Annotated in this window: 31 protein-coding genes and 1 pseudogene; 14 read left to right on the top strand and 18 right to left on the bottom strand. The window is 59.6% G+C overall.

The annotated features are described in order from the left end of the window. Positions 1-4: 4 nt before the first annotated feature. The 7 genes from ACZ5GQ_RS00585 to ACZ5GQ_RS00555 form a co-directional block, all read right to left on the bottom strand. The gene (locus ACZ5GQ_RS00585) at positions 5-742 is read right to left on the bottom strand and encodes a polysaccharide deacetylase family protein (RefSeq protein WP_498856734.1); all 738 of its coding nucleotides are present in this window, start codon (positions 740-742) and stop codon (positions 5-7) included. Continuing rightward, positions 690-1,985, bottom strand: coding sequence for a glycosyltransferase family 4 protein (locus ACZ5GQ_RS00580; protein WP_498856733.1), 1,296 nt, complete (start codon positions 1,983-1,985; stop codon positions 690-692). Before ACZ5GQ_RS00580 ends, ACZ5GQ_RS00585 begins: the two co-directional genes overlap by 53 nt. Continuing rightward, complete coding sequence (locus ACZ5GQ_RS00575; protein WP_498856732.1) at positions 1,973-2,815, bottom strand: lysylphosphatidylglycerol synthase domain-containing protein; 843 nt, start codon at positions 2,813-2,815, stop codon at positions 1,973-1,975. The genes ACZ5GQ_RS00580 and ACZ5GQ_RS00575 overlap by 13 nt, the downstream gene beginning before the upstream one ends. A gap of 80 nt (positions 2,816-2,895) precedes the next feature. Beyond that, on the bottom strand, positions 2,896-3,657 hold the full coding sequence (locus ACZ5GQ_RS00570) for an SDR family NAD(P)-dependent oxidoreductase (RefSeq protein ID WP_498856731.1): 762 nt from the start codon (positions 3,655-3,657) through the stop codon (positions 2,896-2,898). 39 nt (positions 3,658-3,696) lie between these two features. Next, positions 3,697-4,533, bottom strand: a complete 837-nt coding sequence (locus tag ACZ5GQ_RS00565) for a sulfite exporter TauE/SafE family protein (protein WP_498856730.1) — start codon at positions 4,531-4,533, stop codon at positions 3,697-3,699. 105 nt (positions 4,534-4,638) lie between these two features. After that, positions 4,639-5,793 carry an inositol-3-phosphate synthase gene (locus tag ACZ5GQ_RS00560; protein WP_498856729.1) on the bottom strand — a complete coding sequence of 385 codons (1,155 nt, stop codon included), beginning with the start codon at positions 5,791-5,793 and terminating at the stop codon, positions 4,639-4,641. A 62-nt stretch (positions 5,794-5,855) separates the two neighbouring features. After that, entirely contained in the window at positions 5,856-6,134 is a 279-nt protein-coding gene (locus ACZ5GQ_RS00555; protein WP_013266485.1) for a U6 snRNA-associated Sm-like protein LSm6, read from the bottom strand. Positions 6,135-6,274: 140 nt separating this feature from the next. On the opposite strand from ACZ5GQ_RS00555, the gene ACZ5GQ_RS00550 reads away from it, so the two are divergent. The 5 genes from ACZ5GQ_RS00550 to ACZ5GQ_RS00530 all read left to right on the top strand — a co-directional run bounded on the left by ACZ5GQ_RS00550 (position 6,275) and on the right by ACZ5GQ_RS00530 (position 11,303). Continuing rightward, positions 6,275-7,117, top strand: a complete 843-nt coding sequence (locus ACZ5GQ_RS00550) for a fumarylacetoacetate hydrolase family protein (protein ID WP_498856728.1) — start codon at positions 6,275-6,277, stop codon at positions 7,115-7,117. A gap of 65 nt (positions 7,118-7,182) precedes the next feature. Next, on the top strand, positions 7,183-8,136 hold the full coding sequence (locus tag ACZ5GQ_RS00545; RefSeq protein WP_498856727.1) for an aldo/keto reductase: 954 nt from the start codon (positions 7,183-7,185) through the stop codon (positions 8,134-8,136). A gap of 50 nt (positions 8,137-8,186) precedes the next feature. Beyond that, positions 8,187-9,311, top strand: coding sequence for a glycine cleavage system aminomethyltransferase GcvT (gene gcvT, locus ACZ5GQ_RS00540; RefSeq protein ID WP_498856726.1), 1,125 nt, complete (start codon positions 8,187-8,189; stop codon positions 9,309-9,311). A gap of 5 nt (positions 9,312-9,316) precedes the next feature. Then, on the top strand, positions 9,317-10,810 hold the full coding sequence (locus ACZ5GQ_RS00535) for an amidohydrolase (RefSeq protein WP_498856725.1): 1,494 nt from the start codon (positions 9,317-9,319) through the stop codon (positions 10,808-10,810). Between the two features lie 187 nt (positions 10,811-10,997). Then, on the top strand, positions 10,998-11,303 hold the full coding sequence (locus tag ACZ5GQ_RS00530) for a putative metallopeptidase (protein WP_498856724.1): 306 nt from the start codon (positions 10,998-11,000) through the stop codon (positions 11,301-11,303). 42 nt (positions 11,304-11,345) lie between these two features. Here the strand turns inward: ACZ5GQ_RS00530 and ACZ5GQ_RS00525 are convergent, their stop codons facing one another. Both ACZ5GQ_RS00525 and ACZ5GQ_RS00520 read right to left on the bottom strand, forming a co-directional pair. Beyond that, positions 11,346-12,080: a carboxymuconolactone decarboxylase family protein gene (locus ACZ5GQ_RS00525; protein ID WP_498856723.1), complete on the bottom strand. Its 735-nt coding sequence runs from the start codon at positions 12,078-12,080 to the stop codon at positions 11,346-11,348. A gap of 71 nt (positions 12,081-12,151) precedes the next feature. After that, positions 12,152-12,421, bottom strand: coding sequence for a hypothetical protein (locus ACZ5GQ_RS00520; protein WP_498856722.1), 270 nt, complete (start codon positions 12,419-12,421; stop codon positions 12,152-12,154). A gap of 232 nt (positions 12,422-12,653) precedes the next feature. Between ACZ5GQ_RS00520 and ACZ5GQ_RS00515 the strand changes: the two genes are divergently transcribed. The 5 genes from ACZ5GQ_RS00515 (at position 12,654) to ACZ5GQ_RS00495 (ending at position 15,621) form a co-directional block, all read left to right on the top strand. Then, on the top strand, positions 12,654-12,929 hold the full coding sequence (locus tag ACZ5GQ_RS00515) for a hypothetical protein (RefSeq protein WP_498856721.1): 276 nt from the start codon (positions 12,654-12,656) through the stop codon (positions 12,927-12,929). 131 nt (positions 12,930-13,060) lie between these two features. Further along, entirely contained in the window at positions 13,061-13,231 is a 171-nt protein-coding gene (locus ACZ5GQ_RS00510) for a hypothetical protein (RefSeq protein WP_498856720.1), read from the top strand. Positions 13,232-13,251: 20 nt separating this feature from the next. After that, on the top strand, positions 13,252-13,836 hold the full coding sequence (locus ACZ5GQ_RS00505; protein ID WP_498856719.1) for a metallophosphoesterase family protein: 585 nt from the start codon (positions 13,252-13,254) through the stop codon (positions 13,834-13,836). Positions 13,837-14,264: 428 nt separating this feature from the next. Next, a complete protein-coding gene (locus tag ACZ5GQ_RS00500; protein ID WP_498856718.1) occupies positions 14,265-14,387 on the top strand; it encodes a hypothetical protein in 123 nt (40 codons plus the stop codon). Between the two features lie 55 nt (positions 14,388-14,442). Beyond that, positions 14,443-15,621 carry an aminotransferase class V-fold PLP-dependent enzyme gene (locus tag ACZ5GQ_RS00495; protein ID WP_498856717.1) on the top strand — a complete coding sequence of 393 codons (1,179 nt, stop codon included), beginning with the start codon at positions 14,443-14,445 and terminating at the stop codon, positions 15,619-15,621. Here the strand turns inward: ACZ5GQ_RS00495 and ACZ5GQ_RS00490 are convergent. Together ACZ5GQ_RS00490 and ACZ5GQ_RS00485 are read right to left on the bottom strand one after the other, a co-directional pair. Next, positions 15,611-17,041, bottom strand: a complete 1,431-nt coding sequence (locus ACZ5GQ_RS00490; RefSeq protein ID WP_498856716.1) for a tetratricopeptide repeat protein — start codon at positions 17,039-17,041, stop codon at positions 15,611-15,613. The two genes, ACZ5GQ_RS00495 and ACZ5GQ_RS00490, sit on opposite strands and share 11 nt — an antisense overlap. 134 nt (positions 17,042-17,175) lie before the next feature. After that, a complete protein-coding gene (locus tag ACZ5GQ_RS00485; protein ID WP_498857414.1) occupies positions 17,176-17,610 on the bottom strand; it encodes a peroxiredoxin in 435 nt (144 codons plus the stop codon). A gap of 140 nt (positions 17,611-17,750) precedes the next feature. On the opposite strand from ACZ5GQ_RS00485, the gene ACZ5GQ_RS00480 reads away from it, so the two are divergent. Next, the gene (locus ACZ5GQ_RS00480; RefSeq protein ID WP_498856715.1) at positions 17,751-18,938 is read left to right on the top strand and encodes an acyl-CoA dehydrogenase family protein; all 1,188 of its coding nucleotides are present in this window, start codon (positions 17,751-17,753) and stop codon (positions 18,936-18,938) included. On the opposite strand, the gene ACZ5GQ_RS00475 is transcribed toward ACZ5GQ_RS00480, so the two are convergent. Together ACZ5GQ_RS00475 and ACZ5GQ_RS00470 are read right to left on the bottom strand one after the other, a co-directional pair. Next, complete coding sequence (locus tag ACZ5GQ_RS00475; RefSeq protein ID WP_498856714.1) at positions 18,901-19,866, bottom strand: AbrB/MazE/SpoVT family DNA-binding domain-containing protein; 966 nt, start codon at positions 19,864-19,866, stop codon at positions 18,901-18,903. The two genes, ACZ5GQ_RS00480 and ACZ5GQ_RS00475, sit on opposite strands and share 38 nt — an antisense overlap. Before the next feature lie 146 nt (positions 19,867-20,012). Then, a pseudogene (locus ACZ5GQ_RS00470) lies at positions 20,013-20,701 on the bottom strand (peroxiredoxin). A 180-nt stretch (positions 20,702-20,881) separates the two neighbouring features. Between ACZ5GQ_RS00470 and ACZ5GQ_RS00465 the strand changes: the two are divergent. The 3 genes from ACZ5GQ_RS00465 to ACZ5GQ_RS00455 all read left to right on the top strand — a co-directional run bounded on the left by ACZ5GQ_RS00465 (position 20,882) and on the right by ACZ5GQ_RS00455 (position 23,033). After that, complete coding sequence (locus ACZ5GQ_RS00465) at positions 20,882-21,910, top strand: radical SAM protein (protein ID WP_498856713.1); 1,029 nt, start codon at positions 20,882-20,884, stop codon at positions 21,908-21,910. Between the two features lie 72 nt (positions 21,911-21,982). Beyond that, the gene (locus tag ACZ5GQ_RS00460) at positions 21,983-22,693 is read left to right on the top strand and encodes a Rossmann-like domain-containing protein (protein WP_498857413.1); all 711 of its coding nucleotides are present in this window, start codon (positions 21,983-21,985) and stop codon (positions 22,691-22,693) included. A 67-nt stretch (positions 22,694-22,760) separates the two neighbouring features. Further along, the gene (locus tag ACZ5GQ_RS00455) at positions 22,761-23,033 is read left to right on the top strand and encodes a hypothetical protein (protein WP_498856712.1); all 273 of its coding nucleotides are present in this window, start codon (positions 22,761-22,763) and stop codon (positions 23,031-23,033) included. Here ACZ5GQ_RS00455 and ACZ5GQ_RS00450 read toward each other — a convergent pair. Genes ACZ5GQ_RS00450 through ACZ5GQ_RS00430 form a run of 5 tightly spaced genes read right to left on the bottom strand, consistent with a single transcriptional unit; the run spans position 22,996 to position 25,777 of the window. After that, positions 22,996-23,538: an XTP/dITP diphosphatase gene (locus ACZ5GQ_RS00450; RefSeq protein WP_498857412.1), complete on the bottom strand. Its 543-nt coding sequence runs from the start codon at positions 23,536-23,538 to the stop codon at positions 22,996-22,998. The genes ACZ5GQ_RS00455 and ACZ5GQ_RS00450 overlap by 38 nt on opposite strands. An 11-nt stretch (positions 23,539-23,549) precedes the next feature. Continuing rightward, complete coding sequence (locus tag ACZ5GQ_RS00445; protein ID WP_498856711.1) at positions 23,550-24,245, bottom strand: Kae1-associated kinase Bud32; 696 nt, start codon at positions 24,243-24,245, stop codon at positions 23,550-23,552. Then, a complete protein-coding gene (kae1, locus tag ACZ5GQ_RS00440) occupies positions 24,224-25,279 on the bottom strand; it encodes a KEOPS complex N(6)-L-threonylcarbamoyladenine synthase Kae1 (protein WP_498856710.1) in 1,056 nt (351 codons plus the stop codon). The genes ACZ5GQ_RS00445 and kae1 overlap by 22 nt, the downstream gene beginning before the upstream one ends. Further along, the gene (locus ACZ5GQ_RS00435; RefSeq protein WP_498856709.1) at positions 25,239-25,421 is read right to left on the bottom strand and encodes a 30S ribosomal protein S27ae; all 183 of its coding nucleotides are present in this window, start codon (positions 25,419-25,421) and stop codon (positions 25,239-25,241) included. Before ACZ5GQ_RS00435 ends, kae1 begins: the two co-directional genes overlap by 41 nt. After that, positions 25,421-25,777: a 30S ribosomal protein S24e gene (locus tag ACZ5GQ_RS00430; protein ID WP_498856708.1), complete on the bottom strand. Its 357-nt coding sequence runs from the start codon at positions 25,775-25,777 to the stop codon at positions 25,421-25,423. Before ACZ5GQ_RS00430 ends, ACZ5GQ_RS00435 begins: the two co-directional genes overlap by 1 nt. Positions 25,778-25,781 lie beyond the last annotated feature (4 nt).

Here is a 25,781-nt window from a genome sequence, read left to right as displayed (position 1 = left end):
CCTCTCACCGGCTGCCTTGCTGGGCTGGCCCCCTGAAGTTAATATTGCCAAGGAGTGAGACGGCCTCGCCCATAGTCATGGGCCTGTAGCCCCTCCCAACCATGTAATTCACGACACTCCTCAGGAGCCTAAGGAGCCTTGGGCCCGTGCCAACCCATATGTCGGGCCTCCAGTGCACCACGCCCGAGACCTCCCAGGGGTGCACGAAGAGGGTGGTCACGCTCGGCATCACGGCCAGCAGGGGCCTCTGGAGGCTCCACGGCATGCGCAGCACGCTGCTCGTCAAAGTGGCCGGGACCCTGACGACCCCGTCCTCAACCCTTAGGCCGCGCGGGAACGGGGGCTTGTAGGAGGCCAGGCTTGCGTCAACCATGACCCCCTCCTCCCTGAGGACAGGGAGGAGCTGCCGGGGCAGCTTGAGGTTAGGGGCCCTGAACGACCTAACATCGTGGAAGTCCCTGAGCACTCTGAGGGACATCCTTATGTCATTTTCTGCGTCCTTAAGGGGGACCTTGTCCAGCCTCACGTGAGCGTAGCCATGGCTCCCAAGCTCGTGGCCCCTCTCTACGATGCTGTAGACAGCCTTAGGGTACCTCTCGGCTATCCTGCCAACTACAAAGAACGTGGCCTTTACCTTAAGCTCGTCCAGCAGCTCCAGCAGCCTTGGCAGGCCCTCGACAACCCCTCTCTCACTGTTCATGTAGGGCGGGGCGTCCTGCTCCACGTCTGACGACAGGAACAAGACCTTCTGTCGACCTCTCATGGTACTTCCACTTCCTTTCCCTGCACCACTCGCCCTCCTTAACCGGGTCCCCCACGAGGGCCCTGTAAGCCCTGTAAGCCAGGAACCTCCTGTCATCGCTGCACTTAACCTCCTCGGCCCTCCGGTACTCCTCGACATACCTCCTGGCTATAACGCTGCAGTCGAAGAGCCTCGCCCTGTCCTCAGCCTCCCTAGCAAGGCTCCTCCTGAGGCCCTCATCGTTGGCAACCCTTACTATGGCATCTGCCATGGCCTCAGGCCCATCAACTATGATGCCACTCCTGCCGTCCTCCACCAGGTCCAGGACCCCTGGGCTCCTGTAGACCAGCGGGGGCACCCCCAGGGCCATGGCCTCCAGGACAGCTATGCCGAACGACTCCCTGTAGCTTGTCAGGACGAAGGCGTCAGCCCCTGAGAGGAGCTGGGCCACCCTCTCCCTGGGCATGAGGCCCAGGACCCTCACCTTGTCCTCAACCCCAAGGCCTCTGAGCGAGTCCATCAGGTCCCTCATGAGCATGCCGTCCCCGACTACGTAGAACCTAGCCCTGGGGAGCTCCCTGGCCACCAGCGAGGCGACCTTGGCTATCTCAAGGGGGTTCTTCCTAGGCGACAGCCTGGAGGTTATTACTATGGCTGGGTCGCCGTCCAGGTGGGACCATGCAGCCATCCCCCTCCACGAGTCAATGTTTATGCAGTTATGTATTACGTCCGCCGGCCTTCCGCTTATCCTGGAGACGTCCTCGGCGGCAGCCCTTGAGACGCCCACCAGGAGGGTGGGCCACTTGAGCGCATACCTAAGGGACAGCCTGCCCAGGCCCTTCACTGAGCCGCTCAGGAGCGAGTGGTTAGTGAGCACCGAGGGCACGCCCGTGCCGCCGCTGGCTACCATTGAAGTCATGAGGCCCAGCACTGATGTCACGCCGTGAGCGTGAACGATGTCAACGGCGTTCCTCTTGACGAAGAGCGATGCCTTAGCTATGACGAGCGGGTCATAGGTCACGTCATCCTTGGCCAGGAGGCGAGTTCCGATCCAGTACACCAGGTAGCCGTCCCTCTTGACGAGGCCCAGCGGGCCCCTGTAGGAGCTGTTCTCATGAGTTACCACGATCACCTCATGGCCCAGCCTGGCCAGGGCCTTGGAAAGCTCGCTTATGCTGGTCTCTACCCCTCCAACCCTTGGGGGGAACCAGTCGCTGACCATCGCTACCCTCAGCGTCTCCAACTCGCCGCGCCCCTGGCCTGCCTGAGCACGCGGTAGCTCCCAGTAACAGCAAGCACTATCATGCCCGCGACGCTGGGCATTACAGTGTCAACAAGCCTAAGGGACACCAGGAACAGAAGCGCTGCCCCCACGGGGTACCCCATGAGCTTAAGCGCACCTATGACCCCCACGTCAAGGAAGCCCAGGGCTGCCGGGGTCGGCGCCATGGACGTGACCCTGAGGACGACGTAAAGTAGAATTAGGTCGAAGAGGGTCAGGTAGAGGGCGCTCATGAGGGCCACGAGCCACACCTTAATCATGTCTATGGCCACTATGGCGGAGCTTATGGCAAGGTATATGGCCATAAGCCTTCGATCCCTGGAGAGGAGCCTGAATGCCTTAACCAGGTCCCTGAGGGCTGACCTGACCGTGACCCACTCGCGCTGGCCAACGGCCACAGAGACCAGGGTGATGGCTGCGGCGCCGAGGACGTAGTGCCTTATAATCACCGCCAGCAGAAGAAATGAAATTATCAGGCCCTCGGCCACCCACTCAACGGCGGCCGCCGCCATAACGGACGTCCTCTTGCCCTCCCTGACGTCAAGGTATGCTATCCTGAAGGCCTCCTGGGCTGCCTTGCCCGCCGGAAGCAAGTTGCCAAGCGGAAAGCTAGCCACAATAGCGCTCAGTGACTGAAGGTAGCCGACCCTGACCCCCAGGTACCTCAGCCCGGCTCTCCACCTTAGGGCCCAGAGCAGCGTAAGGACAACGTTTATTAGTGACCCTACCAGGACCGCGTAGCCAACCTCCCTGAGGCCGCTTAGCACCGTCGTCAGCGAGACGTCTAGCAAGTCGCTGTCCTCAACTGCATCGCGTGAGGGCTAGGATTAAAGCCTAAGCTGGCCTCAGGGGACCTGACGCCTTTTAGTCCTCAAGTGTACCTGCCGCCGTTAATTCCAATGACCTGGCCCGTTATGTTAAGCGAGAGCGAGGGGTCCGCCAGGAAGTAGATTACCTCGGCCACCTCCTCAGGCTTTATTATCCTTCCGAGCGGGTGCATCTGCTCCACCTCCCGCCTCCTGCGGGGGTCGTTGAGTATGTCGGCCACCATGTCGGTCTCAACGAAGCTGGGGGCAACGGCGTTGACCCTTATGCCGTACTTGGCGAGCTCCACTGCAAGCCTCTTGGTGAGCTCAATCACGCCGCCCTTGGCTGTGCAGTAGGCCGCACTCGCTAGCACGTTCCCGGTCTGGCCCGCTATGCTTGCTAGGTTCACTACTGAGGCCCAGCTGGCCCTCTTCAGCAGGTCTAGGAGCGCCTTGGTCACCAGGAAGGGCCCCGTCAGGTCCACGTCCAGGACCTCCCTCCACCTGTCAGGGGTGAGCCTCTCGAAGTCGCTGTAGTCAATTATGCCGGCGTTGTTGACCAGGACGTTAACGTAGGGCACCTTGCTGGAGAGCTCCTGGGCGAAGCGGGACACGGACTCCCAGCTCGAGACGTCAACCATGTAGTAGAGGACGCTGTGGGCCCCCTGGGCCTTGGCGTCAGACGCCGTGCGCTCGGCGGCGTCCTGCCTGCTCCTGTATGTGAACACTACGTTGAAGCCGGCCCTGGCGAACCTGAGCACCGTGGCCCTTCCTATTCCCCTGTCGCCGCCGGTGACAACTACGTACCTCTCCTCCAAGCTGATCACCTCGCCCGCCTGGTAAGCGGCCTAGAAAAAAGGGGTTGGTCAGAGCGACAGGTGCAGGACCCTGAATATCATGTAGATGCCAACCAGCACTATTATTACTCCGTAGGCCCTCTGGAGCGTCTTCTTAGGCGCCTTGACGGCCAGCGATGTTCCTAGGAAGCCACCCCCTATGCCGCCGAGCACGTAGAGCAGGGAAATTATGAACAGCGTGTCGCCGTACACGGCGTACTCAAGGCCTCCAGCCATGCCAAAGGTTCCTACGCTGAGCAGCGAGGTGCCTATGGCTCTAGTGATGCAGAGGCCTGATGAGAACATGAGGGCAGGCACTATCAGGAACCCGCCACCTATGCCGAAGTACCCGCTTATCAGTCCAACGATGAACCCGAAGATGGCGACAAGGGCAGCAACCTTAGCAGTGAGCTTGGGACATTTAGAGTATGCCTCCACGACTCTGCTTATCTCCTCGTGGGTCCCAGCCTTGGTCGCGTTCCTGAAGAACCCTATGTAGACGCCGAGGACTATCATGGCTATGGCGAAGTACAGCAGCAGCCTGCCTCCAGGCGTTATGTGCCCCAGGTAGGTGCCCAGGAGGGCGCCGACCACTCCGACGCCTGCAAATATGCCCCCTACCTTAGGGGAGACGTTCCTCTTCTTGAGGTGCATGTAGGAGTTTATGTACGCGTTCATGCCAACTGCCAGGTCTGTCGTCCCAAGGGCTATGTGCGCCGCGTTAGGTATGCTGCTGAGGCCGACAAAGTAGAGCAGCAGCGGCACTGCGAGGATGGAGCCGCCCCCTCCTATGAGGCCTAGCGAGAACCCCACTACTACCCCTGATACCACGGAGAGTATGTACTGCAGCAGCGTTATATGGATCATACTCTCACGCCCCACAGTTATTTACACATTTTCAGTATAGTTAACTTGTAAGACAGGAACTTTATAAGTGTTTATCTTTTAATTAAATATATCCGGGCTGCCCCTTCAAATGATGTCAAGCTTCTTGAGCTCCCTGAGCATGTCCTGGTAGGCCACTATTTTGCTTATGTTCTTGGTGCCCCGGGGCCCCGGCATCTTCATGTAGAACCTGTTAACGGCGGCGTAGCTTCCGTGGATCCCCCTCTCAAGCAGCGACTTGGCTATCGGTATGATTGACGCCATGAGGCCGGCCAGGTTTGACTTGTCGTTTATCCTGGCGTTGACTATCACCTCGTCCCTGAAACCTCCGAAGGACTCGTACTCTATGTGCATAGCTACGAACTTCCTGTCGCCCAGTGGCTCAAGGTACCCAGTGGGCCTTATGTAGTGGGGCGCATCGTAGCCAAGTATGTCAGCAACCATGCTGCTCTTGGTGACCTCCTTGGAGTGGTTCCTCTCAGGCTCAGTCAGGCTGAGGAAGTCTGTGTTGCCGCCTATGTTGAACTGCGCCACTGACAGCACCCTGCGGCCCCTCTCAGCCATGTGCTCAAGCAGGTCTGCCGTCAGCGGCGTCGCGCCCGTGGCAGCGTCGTCGCCCAGGACCAGGGCCCCTGCCCTCTCGAAGCGGCTCACGACGCCCGGGCTGTTTGCCGCCGCCGGGGGCGTCAGGTTGATGAATGCCACGGGGTTCCCGGTCCTCAGCGAGTACTCGCTGGCGGCGTATGCATATGCCAGCGTGGCCCCTGCGGAGCACGTTGAGGCCAACTTGACAAACTCCCCCTCGCTCTCAACGAACCTCATAGGCTCTGTGGTTATCACGTTCACTATTACGTCAGGCTTAAGCTTAACCAGCTGCGAGACCAGCTCGTCCAGGGCTTGCTGAGGGCTGCCGAGCGCGTCCTCAAGGCCTGAGGCGTCCACGTCAAGCCCCCTCAGGCTGCCGCAGTGGACGCCTCTGCTCACTACGATGTCCTTCAGGGTCTTGGGCAGTGAGCTGAAGGGCGAGAGCTTTGACGCTATTGAGTACATGTCCTTGCCAACCTTTGAGTTGTCAACGTCATACACGGCTACAACATCTATGTCCTCAGGCCTGTGGGCCTTCATGTAGTTCACAAGGGGTATACCCACGGGCTGTATCTCCCCGGCCTTCAGCTTCTCAAGTCCAGCGAGGAAGTAGGAGGCGCCGTTGCCAGCGCCTATCAGCACTGTCCTTATGCTCACATGTCCGCGCCCTTCCAAGCTGTTCACCTAGGGATATTTACGCCTTTCACTTTCTGAAAGTCTCACTTGGAGACCACGTCAGGGGCCGCCAGCTCTGGGTTAAAGCTGACGTACTGTACCATGCTCCCCCTTATGAGTATCTTGCCCAGCCTGGCGACTATCTGCTTCCCATCCTTCACCTCGACGGAGTTGTCGAGCACTAGGTTCATAGTCGAGTCGGTAACTAAGAGCTGGCCCACGTACTCAGTGCCATCCTTAAGCTTAACGTATATCTGGCTGTCAACAGCATCCCTCAGGTACCTCAGCGGGTTGACGACCCTCTTCTCCTGGCTCGCGGCCACGACTCAAGCACCCTGGCTTTCCTCGTAGAGCCTGCACCCTTATCTTATAAAATTAACCCTCTTTACGCCTCTGTTCAACTCCTTGCACGGCCTGTGGCCGCTTTTAAACTTCCCGAGGCCCTGACGCCCCGTGACTCGCCTTGAGGCTTGCCTCAGTGCTTGTAGGGGGAGTACCCCGGCTGGCCCTGGTTGATGGCGGTCAGGCCTACCTGGCCCTTATCGACGGCTCCCCGGTGGACCCAGCCACGTTCTTCAGGGACCCAGCTAAACTCATGGAGAAGCTGGAGAAGGGGGAGCTCGTCCAGGGGCTTGACAGGCCGCTTGAGCCCCCGGTGCCCCAGCCCTCGAAGATAATTGGCATTGGCAAGAACTACGCGGCCCACGCGAGAGAGATGGGGTCAGTGGAGAGGCCGGTGTTCTTCATGAAGGCCCCCAGCGCGCTGAGTGGGCACCTTCACAGCATTGAGGTGCCGGACTTCATACAGAAGCCTGATTATGAGGGCGAGGTAGTAATAGTCATCGGCAGGGCGGTGAAGCACGCCAGCGCGAGGGAGGCCAGGGACGCCATACTTGGCTACATGGCTGGGAACGACGTGACGGCCAGGGAGCTCCAGTACGACGAGAGGCTCCCCTGGTGCCTCTCCAAGAGCCTGGACACATTCTCGCCCACGGGGCCCTACGTTAAGGTCCTTGACGACTACTCCGAGCTGGAGGGCTCGTGCGTGGAGACTTATATAAATGGCGAGAGGGTTCAGCACGGCTGCGCTAATGAGATGACCTACGGCTTCGCCGAGATAGTGGCTGAGCTGTCAAAGTACATGAAGCTTTACCCCGGGGACCTGATATTTACTGGAACCCCGCCGGGCGTTGGACATCCAAGGGGGAGGTACCTCAGGGACGGCGACAGGGTCGAAATAGTTGTCAAGGGCCTTGACCCCCTGGTAAACACGGTGGTCAGGCCATCAGGGCCAAGGAGCTCTTAGGCCTCGCCCAAGTAAAGGCTTTTTATTTAAAACTCCAGCCCTTTACTTCAGCGCGGGTGCTCTGTTTGGAGTACACCGAGTTCGGATCAACCAAGGAGAAGGTCTCTAGGATAGGGCTCGGGGCCTGGCAGTTCAGCGACGCGTGGGGCGTCACGGACTACCAGAAGGCCAAGGCCACCATAGCCAAGGCGCTGGAGCTCGGAATCACGCTGATAGACACTGCCATGGTTTACGGCAACGGCATGAGTGAGAAGTTCATAGGGGACGCCATAAGGGAGCTTGGGGTGCAGAGGAGCGAGGTGTTCATAGTTACCAAGATACCTGGCCACTTCCTGAGCTATGATGATGTGTTCAGGGCCGTTGACGGGAGCCTGAGGAGGCTCCAGACTAGCTTCATAGACGCGCTTGAGGCCCACTGGCCGCCGGCCTGGCACAACATACCCACGTGCGAGTACGCCAGGGCCTTTGAGAGGCTCGTTGAGATGGGCAAGGTAAGGTACATAGGGCTGAGCAACTACCCCGTGGCGCTCATAGAGGAGTTCAGGTACTGCCTGAGCAGGCACGACGTGGAGGTGCTCGAGCTGAGGTATAACATAGTTGAGAGGCAGGCGGAGCAGCAGCACATACCATATGCCGAGGCCAACGGCATGACCGTGCTGGCCTGGAGCCCGCTGGCCCAGGCCGCCATACTTGGCAAGTACACTCTAGATGAGGTGAGCAAGTTCAGCGACGTCAGGAGGAACAACCAGCTGTTCAGGCCCGAGAACTACTCGCAGATACTCCAGCTCGCAGAGGAGCTAAAGGAGGTGGCAAAGAAGTACGACAAAACCCCCTCACAGGTGGCCCTTAACTTCCTGCTAAGGACCAGCAGCGTCGTGCTGCCAATACCTGGCGCTAAGTCGCCTGAGCAGGTCGAGGAGAACGCCGGGGCCACGGGCTGGGCCCTGTCCTACGAGGACTGGAGGCGCCTGGACGAGGCGAGCAAGAGGCTCAGGATATCATATGTTGACATATTCTGAGTGGGAAGCCTTCGCCACTTTTATTCTTCACAGGCCCTTGGCCTGCAGGTGTGAGCTTGGGCCTCAGGGCAGTTCAGCTCTCCTCACTCCATGAGAGCCTGGGGGCCTCCTTCGGTGAGTTCGCCGGCTGGAGCGTCCCCATGGTTTACACGTCTACCATGGAGGAGCACATGGCCGTCAGGACCGACGTCGGGATATTTGACATAAGCCACATGGGGAGGCTGAGGCTCACGGGCCCTGACGCAGCCGAGCTCCTGGAAATAGTGTTTACTAAGAAGGTCTCAGCGACCAAGGAGGGCTTCATGAGCGGCCCAACCCTTGCCCTCAATGAGCTGGCGAGGGTAATCGACGACGAGATGTGGTACAAGGTCTCCGACAGTGAGTGGCTCGCGGTGCCCAACGCCGCCGTAACTGAGAGGATGAAGTCGCACCTGCTGCAGGTCGCCTCCTCGAGGGGCCTGAAGGTAAACTTGGAGGACCTAACCTCAACCTACGCCATGTTGGCCATACAGGGCCCGAGGAGCCCCGAGGTCATGGAGAGGATGGGCCTCAAGGAGGCGAGCTCCCTTAAGCCACTGCAGTTCCTGCTCAATGTTGACCTGGGCGACGCCAAGGCCTTCCTTGTGAGCAGGAGCGGCTGGACAGGCGAGGACGGCTTTGAGGTGTGGGCAGCCCCAGGCGACGCGGAGAGGATTTACAGGAGAGCCTTGGAGCTGGGTGCGAAGCCTGTAGGCATAGCCGCGAGGGACACCCTAAGGATAGAGATGGGCTTCGTCCTCGGGGGCAACGAGTACGGCGAGGACCCCCTCAAGTTCCCCTGCGCCCTAAGCCTTAGGTACGGCCTAGGAGCCATAGACTGGAGCAAGAGGGGCTTCATAGGCGAGGACGCCCTGAGGGCGTGCAGGAGGGAGGGGCTGAGGTGGGTCAGGGTAGGGTTTGAGATGAAGAAGTCCTCAGCCAGGTTCATACCTAGGAACGGCTACAGGGTCATGGTAGACGACGTTGACGTGGGCTGGGTGACGAGCGGCACCTTTAGCCCAGTGCTCCAGAGGGGCGTTGGGCAGGGCTACCTCGACGTGAGGTACTCCATCTTCGGCGAGACTGTAGCCATAGTTGACGAGAGGGGCAGGTCGGGCGAGGCCAAGATAGTGGACTTCCCGCTGATAAAGAGGTAGGCCCCTTGAGGGCCACGGCATTCTATGGCAGGGTGTACGTTTCCTTCCGGCCCCTCAAGGTAGTGGACTCCCTGCTTGCGGTGAACGGCAGGGTCGTGCTTGAGGGCGACCAGGGCAAGGTAGAGAGGGCCTGCAGGGAGCTGGAGTGCGAGGAGGTCGACATAGACAGGGGCGTGGGCCTGCCGGGCTTCATAGACGCCCACATGCACCTCAGCGGCCTCGCAATACAGGACAGCGGCGTTGACCTCAGGGGAGTCGAGAGCATAGATGAGCTGAGGCGCAGGGTCAGGGAGTTCCTCGAGAGGCGGCCAAACGTCACCGTTGTGCTGGGCAGGGGCTGGGACGACACAAGGCTCAGGGAGGGGAGGCCCCCCACGTCAGCGGACATAGACGACATAGCGGGCGACAGGCCAGTGATGTTAATAAGGGTCTGCGGCCACGTCGCCCTGCTGAGCTCATCAGCTATGAAGAGGGTTGACCTGAGGGGCCTCGAGGACTACATAGATGTTGGCCCAGACGGCAGGCCGAGCGGCCTGGTCAGGGAGGGGGCAGTGATAAGGGCCCTCAGGCAGCTCGAGCCCCCGCCAGAGGAGTACATGATGTACGTAGGCGAGGAGGCCAGGAGGCTGGCCCTGCAGGGGGTGACCACGGTAGGCTTCATGAACGTGCCGCTTAAGCTTATGGCCGGTCTCACGTCCCAGCCCCTGCCCCTGAGGCTTAGGCTCTACCTGGACGCCGACAGCGTGGGCCTTCTAGAGCCCCTAGGCATATCCGGGGGCTTCGGCAACGACCTAGTAAAGGTGATGGGCCTCAAGGTGTTCGCCGACGGCTCCCTCGGCGCCAGGACGGCCTACCTGAGCGAGCCTTACTCGGACGACCCGGGTAACAGGGGGAGGCCGCTGCTGAGCCCCGAGGAGCTAAGGTCGCTGCTGGCCAGGGCCTCTAGGCTTAAGCTGCAGGTGGCGGTGCACGCGATAGGGGACGCGGCCCTTGACGTGGTGCTCAGGGGCTCCGAAGGCCTTGGCGAGTGGCTGAGGGTTGAGCACGCCTCACTTGTGAGGGACGACCAGCTTCCAAGGCTCTCGGGCCTCAGGGTGGCGGTGCAACCCATGTTTGCAGTTGACGACTCGCCGTGGATATACCAGAGGCTGGGCCAGAGGGTCAGGTGGGCCTACAGGTTCAAGTCCATGATCTCCGCGGGCGCCGCGGTTGGGCTCTCCACGGACGCCCCGGTGGAGCCCACGAACCCGTGGGCCACCCTCTCAGCGGCCGTGAACGGCGTTGATGACATAGGCGAAAGGCTGAGCGTCACAGAGGCCCTGGACGCCTACACCAGGGGCTCCGCTGAGGTCCTCAGGGACAGCGACGTGGGCAGCCTCGAGGTCGGCAGGCTGGCGGACCTTGTCATAGCGTCAGGGGATCCCCTAGAGGTTGAGCCTGAAGAGCTGGGCAGGCTGAGGACCCTGGCCACATACCTTGGAGGCTCAAGGGTTCAGTGAGCCCTTGACTGTTGGGCTGCACGCTATGACCTCAGGGCCATGACAGGCCGTGCTAAGCTCGCTGACCCCAGGGTTCACCTCAGGGCCTGCCGCGAGTTCATGACCTTGAAGGCATGCCTTGGAGCCTAGGCCCCGGTAAAGGCCCACGCTTTTTAAGTTAGGTCAGCTTGAGCTAAGGAGATGGGCGTTGGTCGTTGACCCCGTCTGCGGCATGGAGGTTGACGAGAGCACCCCCTATAAGACCATGATATACTCGGTGTCCTCTGCCCTGAGGTTTGCGCTTGGCATGGAGCCGACCTACGTCATTGAGGTGATCTCCGAGAGGTTTGACATGCTTGATACTGAGGGCAGGGAGTCGGTCCTAATTCATGAGCTGCTGCACATACCCAGGAGGTTCACCGGAGGGCTGAGGCCGCACGGCAAGTACGTCAACGGAAGGGAGGTCAGTAGGCTCAGGTCCATGCTAGAGGGCAGGTGCCTTGACCTCCTCTGACCAGGCAGTGAGCGTTCTCCAAAGTCGCTAACGCCCTTGATCCTATGATCTGCGCGGGCTAGCCAGCTCCTGAAGCAAATCAATCGCGTTCACGAACGCCCTGTTGCCCGTTATGAACCTTACTATTGCAAGCACGTCTAAGACTTCATCGAAGTTCCCGCCGTACTTTATAAACATGTTAAGGTAAGTCCTGACGCACTCCCTGTCCCTTAGCGAGATGCTCACAGCCAGCGCTACTGCGAACATGTACTTCCTGCTTAGCCTGAGGCTGTTGATTAGCAGGACGTCCCTCTCCCTGATGTGTTCTTTCGCAAGCTCTGGAGACACCTTAGCTAGCTCAATTATCCTCTCTGGCACAGAACCAACGCTGTTCAGGAGCTCATTAATGAACCTGGAGGACTCCTCTGAGCCCTCAACCTCCTTTGCAACGTACTCGTTGCTTAGCATTACGTCGAGCACGTCTAGGGTCGACGACATGATCGCCATCTTGGCTGCCCTAATCGCGTCTAAAACCTCAAGGTCATCGGCCCCAAACCTCCTGGCCAGCTTAAAGTGAATGGCGGCTGACTCCTTAGGGCCGCTCGCGAGGGCCACGCTCATAGCTATGAGCGCTGCTACCTTCCTAGGCAGGGCCTTCCTTCCAAGGTACAGGTTGACGTTCTCATTAAACTGCTCTACTGCCGCGCTTTCCTCAATTCTGAAGAGAAGGTCTATTACCTTGGGAACCTCCCCAAGGGTCTCCTCAGCGTACCTCCTGACCTCCTCAACGCTTCCCATCGGCGATCCCTGCTGTTAGCTCTCACGCTAGGCTTAAATGCTTTAATCCGACTGGTCGATTTATGTATATCCTAGTTCTCACAGTAGGCACTGCTCTTGCAGGCGAGGGCTCCACAGCACGTCCCACTGCATTCGATGGCGTGAAGCTGATCAGCCCTCCTGTCTAGCCTACGGCCTACCCTGTACTGCTCTAGCCCTACGGTACGGCGGCCTCTGTGAGAGCTGCCAGCTAACATAGAAGTGATGCTAACCGCTGATATCAAGAGGAACGTGAACAGCACCGCAGTGAGGCCCTCATAGTAGGGGGTTAGGCTCATTAAACCTAGGACCGCCAGCTCCAAGCCCTCAATAACAGATATAACAACTAGATACTTAGTCGCCGCCCCATCTCTGCTGCCACCGTAAGTAATATATAGTGTTCTGAAGCCTATATTGCGATCTAGTAGCTTTAACTTCAGAGGCTAATACGCGGAGGAGCCTTCATGATACGCTAGCGTTAATAGGCCTACTACCCTTCTGACTAGGACAAAGGCTTATAACCGTTGAATCGCTTATTCGAGTCGGGTAAGCGATATGAGCTGGTGGAGAGGCTACCGCGGAGGTCCCTGGTCTGGCCCCTGGCCTGGCCACGGGCCTTTCTCGTACCTGCCCCCGTGGGAGAGGCCAGGATACTACCTGTGGGGAGCTGGGACGTATGGAGCTCCGTACTACGCTGCCACGCCATACTACGACGCTGAGTCAGAGAGGAGGTACCTTGAGTCCCAGAGGCTGTACCTCGAGGACCTGAGGTCTAGGATAGAGGACGAGATAAAGAGGATAGACGAGAGGCTAGCGCAGCTAAAGAAGTAGCCAGCTAGGGAAAAGCTAAGAAAGGCCCTTTTTCTAAACCCGCTTTTTAAATGGGGCGACAGGCTCTCAGTGGTGGACAGCCGTAGGCTTATTATGAGAGCGCTTACAATAACCTGCTGAGGGCACACGCCTTGACAGGCTGGGAGATGTTTGACAGGCTCTATGAAAGGTATGACAAGTGGTTCTCGGAGAACGCCATCACTGTGGCTAACGAGCTGGACGTTGTGATAACCTCCGTAAGGGGCCTTGAACGCCCATGCGTTGAGGTCGGCTCTGGGACGGGTTCTTCTCCTCAAGCCTAGGCTGCCTTGGGGTTGACTGCATGTGCGACGAGGAGACGCACTGGGTGAGCGTGTGGTTTAGGGAGCACGTGACGCTAAGACTGCTTGACAGGCGTGATATCTCATACCTGGCGTCCCTCCCGCAAAAGCTTGAGCTTGGCGGATCAACAAATGTTCTGGCTGTTCACGGCGCACCAAGTAGCCCGCTCTATGGCTGCCTTTATCCATGGCTTAATAACGAGCAGCTCAGGTCAATGTTGAGCGGGCTGAGCATGAGACTTGAGAGGCCTCAACCCAACATGAACATGGGTTCGAGCGACCACGTGCTGAAATATGACCTATACCTAGTTGGTCACACCCACCTACAGCTCTGCAGGACTATCGACGGCCGAGCCGTTGTCAACCCAGGCAGCGTAGGACAGCCAAGGGATGGCAATCCCAGGGCCTCCTACGCTATGTTAGACCTTGACGACGGCTCTATAGAGCTGCACAGAGCTAAATATGATATAGGCAAGGTAGTTAAGGAGATCGAGGAGCTCAGCGTGCCTGAGCCCTACCTTAGCGCTCTTAAGTACATGTTTGAAGCTGCCTCAACCCCTCCAATGCCACCAAACCTTAAGGCGTGAGAGGTGATATGGTAAGCTCCTGATAGCTTTGTAGCAGACTGCCTTGAAATGGCGTGTGGAAACAGTTCATGTCAACCCTGAAACCTATTATCTCAACCTCGAACGTTTTACTTGTTTCCTGAAACCGTTTTTAGTAAGTTAGAGGCCTCTTCATTATCAAGCGTTTTCCTGCAGTGCTTCACTACCAGGACAAGGTGGTAGTAAAGAGCGTAAACTGAGCACGATACTCCATCCAATCCACACAGGATTGCTATATCTAACTTTTTAGAGTAACTATTAGAGACAAATTTCTGTGGATGGGCCTACCTATACCGTGAGGGCTTCCACTCCCTTAACCACCATATAGCACTTAAAGGCTGTAGGTCAGCTGTAGGGTTGCAACTCGGAAGGTCAAGGAGAACCTTGCCTGGGCTTTCGGCTACAACAGCGTGCTTGTCCCCATCGCAGCCGGCCTCCTCTACCCGACGGTCTACCTGAGCCCCCAGTACGCCGCCCTGGCGATGTCTATGAGCAGCGTCATAGTCTCCCTGTGGTCCACGGTCCCCCTGTAGGGGCCAACACCTCACCCATTTAATGCCTGGGGCCACAGTGAGCTAGGGTTACGCCTTGTACGAGGCCGAGTTCCCCTCCCTCAGGTCAAGGCACTACCTTGACTGGGCGGCCGTGGGCGTCCCGCCGCTCAGGGCGATAGGGGCCATCAGGTCCCTCCTTGACGTCTACGAGTCGTCTCCAGAGGAGGCGTCATCGATGGGCTCGCAGGCGGAGCTCAAGGCGGCTGCCAGGGAGCAGCTGGCCCCCCTGCTCGGCTGTAGCCCTGACAGGCTTGTCTTCACTGGGACAAGCACCACGTCGGCGGTGCAGGAGGCCGTGGACTCAATACCTATGTCGAAGGGCGACAACGTGGTCATATTTGACATGGACTTCCCACTCGTGCACGCGGAGGCCTACAGGCTCAAGCTCAGGGGCGTGGAGGTCAAGGTAGTCAGGAACAGGGAGGGAGACTATGATGTTGACCAGCTTTATGACATGGTCGACAGGAGGACAAGGGCTGTCATAGTGAGCTCAGTCATGTGGGTGAACGGCCTGAGGCTTGACGTCGAGGAGGTTGCCAAGGTGGTCCACGAGGCTGAGGCGTACCTGGTGGTAGATGCCATACAGCAGGCGGGGGCCCTCAGGCCCAGGGGGCTTGAGAAGGCAGACTTCGTGGCCTTCGGCACGCAGAAGTGGCTCCTGGCCCCCTTCGGGCTCGGAGGCATGTGCGTGAGCAGGAGGGCCATTGAGGAGCTTCAGCCCGCGAGGCCCGGGTACTCCAACGCCCCGGTCCAGGACTGGGACGCCTACTGGCTCGACCCCAACAAGGCGCCGTTTTATGTTGAGCCTTACAGGAGGGACTCGGCCCTCAAGTTCGAGTACGGCGGCTCCCTCTCTTCGCTCTCGCTCAGGGGGGCCGCCGCGGCGGCCTCGCTGATAAATGAGGTCGGCATAGAGGGCGTGGAGGCCCAAGTTATGAGGCTGAGGAAGGCGCTCATAGAGGAGCTCGAGGACCTGAGGGCTGATCTGCTGAGCGTGCCGGAGCAGTCCAAGGCCTCCGGCATAGTGCTCTTCAGGGTGGGCGACAGCTTGAGGGAGGACTACGAGCTCACCAGGAGGCTCAGGGCCAGGGGAATAGCGGTCTCCGCCAGGGGTGCGGCGGGCCTCTGGGGGATAAGGGCCTCAGTGCACTTCCCAAACAAGGAGGATGACGTTACGGCCCTGTCAGAGGCCATCAGGGAGCTCAGGGGCTGACGGCAGGGGCCAGCTCAGTGACGTTAAAGGCCTTGACCACGTAGAGGTAGTGCAACACACCGATGACCTGCCCTACCACGTCAACCCTGAGGGGCAGCTGCGTCAGGTTGGCCTCCACATGGGCTCCCGCGCCTATTAATACGAGGGCGAATATCACGTGGTGGGTCGCCTGGGTGCCGTTGACGATCCTCAGCACGGCCACATACGTGGTCTGGTTGACGGCGAAGAGGAGCTCCCCCCTGAACTCATAGACCTTGCCAACTATGTTCTGTGACTCCACGTAAGCATAGAGCCTCTCGTCAACCTTTATTATAAGCTCGTCGGCCCTGTATATGCCCCTGCCAACCACGACGGCCATGCCGTGGCCGCTGGAGGTCAGATTCTCAGCTATTTCGGCGCTCTTGTTGGCGAACTCCACTGACTGGTTGAGGTACTCGAGGGACAGGTTGTCCTCACCTACAGCATAGTAGTGGAGGGCTGTGAGCGTGGCATTTATGGCCTTGAACGTCAGGTTGAGGGCCTCCTCGCTCAGGTTGGCCTCGCTCCCGCTGAGGTACGCTATAAGCGCCTCTACCTTGCTGAGGCTCCTGTTGACACCCCTTAACACATTTACCTGGACGCTGTAAAGCGCCACCCTGCCCGTGGCGTTAGGGAACGGCTCAGCCATTGGGGCCCTGCTCACTATCTCCTCAACTGCCCTGGCCAGGCCCACCAGCTGCGCCGGCGTCGCGTTGGCGGCTGAAGAGTTCAGCTCCTCCTCAAGCTCCTTGGTAACCTCATAGGCCACCTGGGAGGGGCTTACGTTGGCCTCCTGCATGTAGGACCAGTTGGCCTCCATCTCGCCCCTGGCCCTGTGGAGCTCCCTCACGAGCCTCCCTATCATGGCGTGTTTGGCGTACTCTGAGACCCTGACGCTGAGGTTAGCCAGGTAGTCCTTTAGGTTGGCCAGTATTTCAGCGGCCCCGCTGACGTTGCCGCTGGAGAGGTCCTTGAGCGCCTCGCTAGCCTGCGATATCACGTACGACCTCTCAGTGGAGTTTATTGAGGGGGAGCTGTTCACGAACCTCTCTATGGCAAGCAGCTGCGCCTCTATCCCGTAGGCCGGAGGCATGTAGGTAGGCTTGGCAGCCCTGGCCCCGGAAGCTATGTACTTGAGGGCTTCCAGGCAGAGCTCCTCGGCCTCGCTGTAGTTTCCCTTGTTATAGTAGCTGAGGGCCTTTGAGTAGAGCCCCTCGGCCTGGGTGACGTTAATTCCTAGGGACCTGCCAACAGCTATGGCCCTCTGGGTCAGGTTTAACAGGACCTGGGCCTGCCCCTGGCCAGCCCCCTGGGCCTCCCCTACACTTACCTGTAATAATAGGGGGGTCCCGAGGGCCAGCGCCACCAGGGCGACGAGGCCCATCGCGGCCAGCGCCTTCAAGCTTCGCTCACCTCAGGCCTAAGGTTGTCCGGCAAGCGGTATTAGGGACCCGGCGGGATTGGCCTCCCGCCCCTTCCCGCGCTTTCCCGGGAAGAACTTATAGCTTTGCTGAAGGCCATCAGGGCCCCTGAGGCCTAAAGTGACCTGACGGCCTCCAGGGCCTTGTCAGCGTGCTCCTCAGCCTTCTTCAGGTTGCTTATCACGTGCCTTACAATGCCGTCAGGGCCTATAACGAAGGTGACCCTGGAGGCCGTGGCAAGCTTCAGGACGCCGAAGGTCTTTGATATCTCCTTGCCCCTGTCGCTCGCCAGGGGAAACTTGGCCCCATACTTCTCAGCGAACTTCTTAAGCGTGTCGACGCTGTCAACGCTGACGCCTATGACCTCAGCTCCGAGGGCCTTGAACTGGTCGTAGAGCTCCGTAAACCTCTTCAGCTCCCTGGTGCACCCCATAGTGAAGGCCTTGGGGAAGAAGTAAAGCACAAGCTTCCTGCCCCTGAAGTCTGAGAGCCTGACCTTGCCGGCTGTGGTCTCCAGCTCCAGGTCTGGAACCTGATCCCCGACCTGAATCATATTACCTCACCGAAGACTTTTCTGAAAAGTAGAGTATTTAAGCAGAGGTACAGTTGGCGGGGTGTTAATAGGTGGAATGAGCCCCAGCTTATTTACCTTGTTAGGCAAAGTAATAGGAAGGTGCTAAGGTGTATACAATGTCGTCCGGGGAGAACATTGAGCTGCTCAGGTCTAGCGTGAGGGAGTTCGCGGAGAAGGTGATAAAGCCCATCGCTAGGGACATAGACAGGGACAACACGGTACCCCCAGAGGTGATAAAGCAGGTAGCTGACATGGGATACTTTGCCCTGAGGGTGCCGCAGGAGTACGGGGGGCCCGGCCTCTCCACGCTTGAGTCGGTAGTCGTTGTGGAGGAGCTGGCCAAGGCCTCAGGGGCCATAGCCATTATGGCCACGGTCTCAGGCACCATGGTAGCCTACCCGCTGGTTCACTACGCCAACGATGACATAAAGAGGAGGTACCTCGAGAAGCTAGCCAGGGGCTCCATAGGCGCCTTTGCCCTCAGCGAGCCCTGCTGCGGCACCGACGCGGCGGCCATAACCACTAGGGCTGAGAAGGACGGCGACGAGTACGTGATAAACGGCAGGAAGATCTGGATAACGAACTCACCCTACGCTGACTTCTTCCTGGTGGCGGCGAGGACAGGGACTCCCGAGCAGAGGCACAGGGGCATCTCGCTGTTCGTCGTGGACAAGGGCTCCTGCGTGGAGGTCTCAAAGCTCGACATGATGGGCTACAGGGGCAGTGGGACCAGCGAGGTGCTCTTCAAGGACTGCAGGGTACCTGAGGCCAACCTGGTAGGCCAGCTTAACGGAGGCTTTAAGATAGTCATGGACGCCCTCAACGAGGGCAGGGTTGTAACTGCTGCCACGGCCCTGGGCCTCGCCGAGGCCGCCTTTGAGGACTCCCTGGCCTACGCAAAGCAGAGGGAGAGCATGGGGGTGCCAATAGCTGAGCACCAGATGGTCCAGTACATGCTGGCTGAGATGAAGATAAGGGTTGAGGCCATAAGGCAGCTGATCTACGAGGCTGCCCGCAGGGTTGACGCGGGCGACCCCGAGTACCCCATGTGGAGCAGCATAGCTAAGCTGGCCGCGGCCCAGTGGGGCGTTGACGTCGCCAGGATGGCGGTCCAGGTGGAGGGAGGGTTTGGCTACAGCAAGGAGAGCCTTGTCGAGAGGATCTACAGGGACGTGAAGATGGTTGAGATAGGGGACGGCACCAACGAGGCCCAGAGGCTGGTGATAGCCAGGAGCCTGCTGGGCAGGATAAGGCCCGTGAGGCAGGTCACTGGGCCGACGGCCTCAGGTACTCCTCGCCCATGACAGCCCCGCAGAGTATGGTCATGAAAACTATGGCCATGGTTTTTATGGCGTCGTCTACCTTGGCTATTATTGCCGCCTCCGTGGGGCTCTGGGAGGACTTTATGTAGGACTCTATGGAGCTTATGGTTGCCATAACGTTGAAGGCGACCTCGTGAAGCCTCTTCACGCTCGGCTGCGCGACCATGGCGCTCACCAGGGGGGCCAGGTCCCTTATCTGAGAGGCCAGCTGGGAGACTAGCTTTGACCTGACCTCGAGCCTTGAGGCCATCTTAGCCGCGTCAAGCAGGGTGTTGCCAACTACGCCGAGGAGGGCAGTTCCAACTATGGTTCCCTGCAGGTTACCCTCGACGCTGCCGCTGTTCATGGATCCCACCACGTACCTCATTATGAGGTGCTGGTACTTAGTGAGCTCGTTCGTAGCTATTGAGAACTGGTCCTCAGTGACCTGGGCCCCCTCGGCCACCTGCCTGAGCAGCTCCGCTATGTTTGAGACTGCCGAGCCCAGGCCCTTTATGGCGTGCTTGGGGTCGGCCTTTGAGTCGTCCAGGACTATCTTCATCACCGCCCTGTCCCTGTCTACCTCAAGGAGCTCGAGGCCCAGGAGCCTCATCGAGGCCTCCTTGAGGACCTGCATGGCCTCCGAGCCCATGCCCTTCAGGTCTATCGTGGCCTCGTTCACGTTGTTTACGTAGAGGCACGTAAGGGCCCAGGAGACCAGCTGGGGCATGACGAGCTTGTAGGCCTCAAACTCGTAGGTGTTCCTGTCGCTTCCCGTGTTTGCAGGCACTATCTTCAGCCTGTCGCCCTCGTCAACTATGTAGACAACGTCGCCAGCCTTAAGGCCGTGGGCCTCTATCCACGTGTGCGGCAGCGTCACGACAAGCGACGAGGCCCCTAGCTTCTGGAGCTTCCTCGGCGTTATGTTCAAAGTACCAACCCCGTATATACTGGACCTTGCTACCTTGTCTATGCATGTGAGAAGTTTTAACGTTTGCTTAGTATTTTTATCTAAGAACTTTTCTGTGAGAAACTATCTTTCAAAAACTCAAAGAAATGTGGGGCTAGGGGAGCCCCTCAGGGGGCGTACTTCTTGGCCTCCTCCACGTCCTCCTTCGGCGCTTCCCTAAAGGTGAACCACCAGTCGTAGCCCTTGAACTGGGTGAGCCTAAGGGAGGCCTCCTCGATGCTGGAGGGCGTGGGGTTGAGCAGGTTGTCCTTTATTATCTCGTTGTTGGGCCAGTTGGCTGGGGCAACGGCGCCGGTCTTGTCTATCAGCTGAAGGGCCTTCACGACCCTCAGTATCTCCTTCACGTTCCTGCCCAGCTCCAGCGGGTAGTATATTATGGCCCTTATAGTGGCCTTGTTGTCCACGAAGAAGACGGCCCTTACAGTGTTGGTAGCGCTCTGGGCGTGGAACATGCCCAGCCTCCTGGCGACCAGGCCGAGCGGGTCGGCAATTATGGGGAACGGCACGCTTATCTTCAGGTTGCGCTCTATCCACTGCACCCACGATATGTGGCTCGGGTTGCCGTCGACCGAGAGGCTATGAGGCCAGTGTTGAGCTTCTCGAACTCGGGGTAGTACAGCGAGAAGCTGTAGAACTCGGTCGTGCAGACGGGCGTGAAGTCGGCCGGGTGGCTGAAGAGGACGAACCACTTGCCCTTGGACGTGAAGTGGTCCGGCAGCTTTAGCCTTCCATGCGTTGTTGTTACCTCCACCTCCGGGAACTTCTCCCCTATGAGGGGCATCCTCTCCTGCGGGATGACCTCAGAGGCCGACATGGTTGGTCGCGCTAAGCCCTGTGGGGCACGGCTAAAAGCCTTTCTTTATGTAGAGAATAGCTTAGTATAGCCGAGGCTTTAAGGCCGTCGGCCGGCGCGGCACTGACGCAGCGCTATTACTACTGCATAAAGGCCTAGCCTCTGGCCAGCTGGCGGGGAACAATGCTGCTGGGCGACGCTGCCAAGGGCCTCATGACTGGGAGGCTGACGAGGGGCTGCGAGCTGTGCTACGCTGGCCTCAAGGCAGTCATCTTCATAACTGGGGTCTGTGACGAGAACTGCTTCTACTGCCCCGTGGACAGGGGCAGGTTCGGCAGGAGAGTTATGTACGTCAATGACGAGAGGGCCCACGACGTAAACGACATAATAAGGGAGGTGGAGAGGCAGGGGGCCACGGGGGCCAGCATAACAGGCGGGGACCCGCTGGCGGACCTGCCCCTGACCCTCTCCCTCATAAGGGCCCTGAAGGCTACCTTCGGGCCTGAGTTCCACATACACCTCTACACCCCAGGTAGGTACGCGACGCCCGAGGCCCTGCTGGCCCTCTGGAGGGCTGGGCTTGATGAGATAAGGTTTCACCCCGTCAGCAGGAGGTACATGAAGGGCATCGAGTACGCCGTTAAGCTCACCGGCATGAGGGTGGGGGCCGAGATGCCCATAGCCCCGGGCCTCGAGGACTGGGTCAAGGAGGTCATAAGGTTCGTGGACTCCGTCGGGGGACACTTCGTCAACCTTGACGAGATGGAGTTCGCTGAGCCCAACAGGGAGTCGCTCAGGCTCAGGGGCCTCAGGCCAGACGAGGCTAGGGACGCGGCGGTAAAGGGCGCCCTGAGGGCGGCGCTCGAGGTCCTCTCCTGGGCTGAGAGCAACGTCAAGGTGCCCGTGCACTTCTGCCCGGTCTCGTTCAAGGACCTGGTGCAGGTGAGGAACAGGTACAGGAGGACCGCGTTGAGGGACCTGAGGTGGTACGAGGCGCCTCTGAGCGACGGGACCGTCGCCAGGGGCGAGGTGGTCGACGAGGACGGTAATGTTGTAGGCTACTTCAGGCCAGGGGGGCCCGTGAGCCTGCCCAGGGGGGCAGTGGCGAGGGTGGTGGTGACGTACCCCACCCAGTCCAGGTCGCCCGTGCTCTGCGAGGCCGAGTCCGAGGACCCGGCTGAGGCCTTTAGGGAGTGCTCTTCTGCTGAGTGAGGCCCCTGCCAAGTCCTGCGGGTAAGGATTTATCCTCCATGTGGTCCTGTATTAAGGGGCTATGCGTTGAACGTGGTGAGGGCCCTCGTTGAGGAGTCCCTGCCGAGGGCCAGGGGCAGGACAATAAGGAGGATGGCGGTGGGCAGGTACGCCTACGTGGAGCTTGACGACGGCAGGGCTGGGCTAGCTTACGTTGACTGGGACTGGGTCAAGCCAAACAGGGACCCCTGGAGCCCTCCCAGGTCAGCTGAGGAGGCCGTAGGCCTGGCCCTATCCTATGACCCAGTCATGGCCGCGGTGGGCGTGGCCACCATAAATGCCCTCGTTAACACCGGCGGCCAGTCGGTGGACCCCCTTGACATTGTCAGGGTGAGCCCTGGCTCAAAGGTGGCTGTTGTGGGCTACATAAGGCCCTACGTGAGGAGGCTCAGCGAGGTGGCCAAGGTGTACGTCTTTGAGCTGACCCCCTCAGAGGAGGACTTCGTGCTGCCCTGGTATGCCGAGGAGGAGATGCTGCCCCAGATGGACTTAGTCATAGCCACAGGGGTCACGGTGGTCAACAAGACCATAAACAGGATAGCAGAGCTCTCCAGGGGGTCCCAGCTCATAGTTGTGGGCCCCACGACCCCCATGCTGCCCGAGGCCTTTGAGGGCCTGAGGGGCGCCCTAGGGGGCTCCATAGTAGTTGACAGGGAGCAAGCGTACTCAATGATAACCATGGGCTACGGGGCTGGGGCCCTGCTCCACTCAAAGGTCCTGAGGAAGGCGACGGTTCAGCTCTGAGTTCTCTATTTATAGAAAGGCTAAGATAATACCTCTTGTATACAGGTTAGACAACTGGGGGAGAGACTTGAGGCTCCCCCTGGTCAGCCTGAAGGAGGTCGCGGGGCCGGGGCCCTACAGGGCCAGGCTGGAGGTCACCCTGTGGCCCGGCCTGGTGCAGGAGGTCAGCGTCTCGAGGCTCTCGAGGCAGCCCGACAGGGCCTACTGCAGCAGGCTCGAGGGCCTTGAGGCCAGGAGCTACGTGGTGACCCTCTGCAGCTCGGGGGAGCCCTTCGCCTCAGTCTACCTCTGCGCCCCCTGGCTCAGGGGCGCCTCAGGTACCACTCAGCGAAGGCCCTGAGGGCCCTGCCCCTGTGGGACATGGAGTCCTTCTCCTCGACGCTCATCTCAGCGAAGGTCCTGCTGTGGCCCTCGGGCACGAATATTGGGTCGTAGCCGAAGCCCCCCGAGCCCCTTGGGGACTCAGCTATGGAGCCGCAGACCTCGCCTACAAAGGTCCTCACGCCATCCTCATCTGCGTACGCCAGGCCTGTCCTGAAGCAGGCCCTCCTGTTGGTCACCCCGCTGAGCAGCTTCAGGACTCCGCCCAGGCCCACCTTCTCAAGGAAGAAGCTGCTGTAAGGCCCAGGGAAGCCGTTGAGCGCATCTATGTAGAGGCCTGAGTCGTCAACTATGAGCGGCACTCTGAACTGCTCATAGGCGTGCCTGGCGGCCACCTCTGCTATCCTCACTACGTCCTCATCCTGTACCTCGAGCTTCTCAGCCCTCACCTGCTGCAGCTCTATGCCGTAGGGCTTAAGTATGAGTGAGGCCTCAAGGAACTTCCTGTCGTTGTGGGTCACCATGTAAAGCCTTCTCACTCCCTCCCCTCCCCCGCCCAGACGCTCCTCCTTGAGGCGACGTACCTGCCCCTCATCTCCACCTCCCTGGCCCTCCTGCTCACGTCCTCGGCCGCCCTCTCGCCCATCGCCTTTGAGTAGCCCCTCATGAAGGCCTCCATGAACTTCTCCGCGGCCGAGGGGTGAGTGCTGGTGACGGCCTCCCTGAGCAGGTGGACGTCAACAGCCCTGTCCTCCAGCTCCGAGGAGAAGTCCGCGAGGCCGAAGTCTATTAGGGTTACGCCGCCGTCCGTTACAACCATGTTAGAGGTCGTGGAGTCACCGTGCACTATGCCTGCTGAGTGGAGAAGCCCCAGCTGGAGACCCGCGTCCTCCGCCAGCGACTCCCAGCCGGGGGAGCCCACGAGCTCCTTGAGAGTAGGGCCCTTGACGTACTCCATGACTATGAGGCCTATGGAGGGGAAGACGGCGTAAAGCCTTGGCACCCTGACGCCCCTGGCGAAGGCTACAGTCAGCACCTTGGCCTCCTTGAGGGTCCTCTGGGCCCTGAGCCTTGAGTCGAGGGCTGGGTCCATGTACGGCTTGCTCACCCTGAGCTTGTATATGGCCTTCATTCCCATGAAGTCGCCCAGCCTCACCTCGGACTCCGCGCCCCTCTTGAGCAGAGTCAGCGAGGAGGCCCAGGACTCTATCATAGAAGCTTCCCATACCAAGGTATCTCTACCTCGTCAAGCCTCCACCTCTGGTTTATGAAGGCCCTCTCAGGCTCCACGTGCACGCCGCTCAGGTGCGCTAGGAGGCCCGCCAGCGATATCATGGCCCCGTTGTCGCCGCTGTAGTAGGCCGGGACCCCCCTGTAGGTACCCCCGTGAAGCCTGGCCATGGAGTCAAGCTTCGAGTTCAGCACCTTGTTGGCCGCGACGCCTCCGGTGAGGACCACGTCCCTCTTGCCGGTGTGGGCGAGGCACCTCTCGGTCACCTCGACCGCGGCTGAGAAGGCGACCTCCCTGAGGGTGTAGCAGACGTCCTTCAGCTTCGCCCCCCTCCTGACAGCCCTGAGGGCGGCCGTCAGGAGCCCTGAGTAGGAGACGTCCTGCCCTTTCACAACGTAGGGGAAGCCCTCTATGAACTCGCCCCCCTCGGCGCAGATGTCAACCACGTGGTTCCCGTTGACCACGTACGGCGGCCCAAGCTTGACCTCCCTGGCGAAGGTGTCGAGGAGGTTGCCGAGAGCTATGTCAAGGGTCTCGCCGAACACCCTGTACCTGCCTTCCACGAAGGTCGTCACAGCGGTGTTGCCGCCTGAGACGTAGAGTATCACGGGGTCCCTGAGGCCAGTGGTGTACCTGGCGACCTCCAGGTGCGCGACGGCGTGATTAACGGGCACGAGCGGCACCCCTAGGGCGGCAGCCATGGCCCTGGCAACGGTGGCCCCCACCCTGAGCTGTGGCCCCATGCCGGGGCCCAGGGCCACAGCTATGGCGTCGAGGTCCCTGGCCGTAAGTGAGTTCACGGAGAGGGCCTCCTCGACAACGTCAGCGGCCACCTGGCTGAAGAACTGGGCCACCTCCCTGGGCAGTATGCCGCCCTGCTTCGGCACGTAGTTCCTCCTGGCGTCCCTGAGGAGCTCGGGCCCGGCCGGGGTCCACCTGGAGACCCCGACGCCGAAGGTGTGCGCCGTGGACTCTATCCCGAGTACAATAACTTCACTGTTGGACGACGAACTCCGTGTAGCCGCAGTAGCCACAGTGCCACCTCTCAACAGGCTTCAGGTGGTGGGCCATAAAGTTGCCGCACTTGGGGCACTTCTTGTTCTTGGCCTTTATTGTCATGTTGTTGTAGTCGACCTCGTAGAGCAGGTGCACGTAGGCCTTTACCTGCTTTGCCATCACTTGCCACCCCCAGCCTTCGTCTTGACCTGCTTCTTCTCCGCCTCGCCGTGCCTTGCGAGGACGTACTGGGGCTCTACCTTGACAGCATCCTCGTGGCTGTCGTAGACGTGGATGTGGACCTTCGATATGCCGACGCCGTAGCTGGTCTTTATCGTCTTAACGTAGACGGCATTAACGTCCTTGTTGTAGGCCTTTGCCACGGCCTCCCTTATGGCGTTCCTTGCAGGGGTTGACTTGAGCTCGTGGTGCGCTAGGGCCTCCACCTCAGTGCGCTTAAGGAGGTCGTTCCTCCTCTCGGAGAGCACCTCAAGCCAAGAGCCATCCCCTAGGTCAACCCTCTTGGCCTCTGGCATGCCT

This window comes from Caldococcus noboribetus (assembly GCF_055389385.1).
The sequence above is the reverse complement of the archived record's forward strand: the minus strand, read 5'-3'. Positions and strand labels throughout refer to the sequence as shown.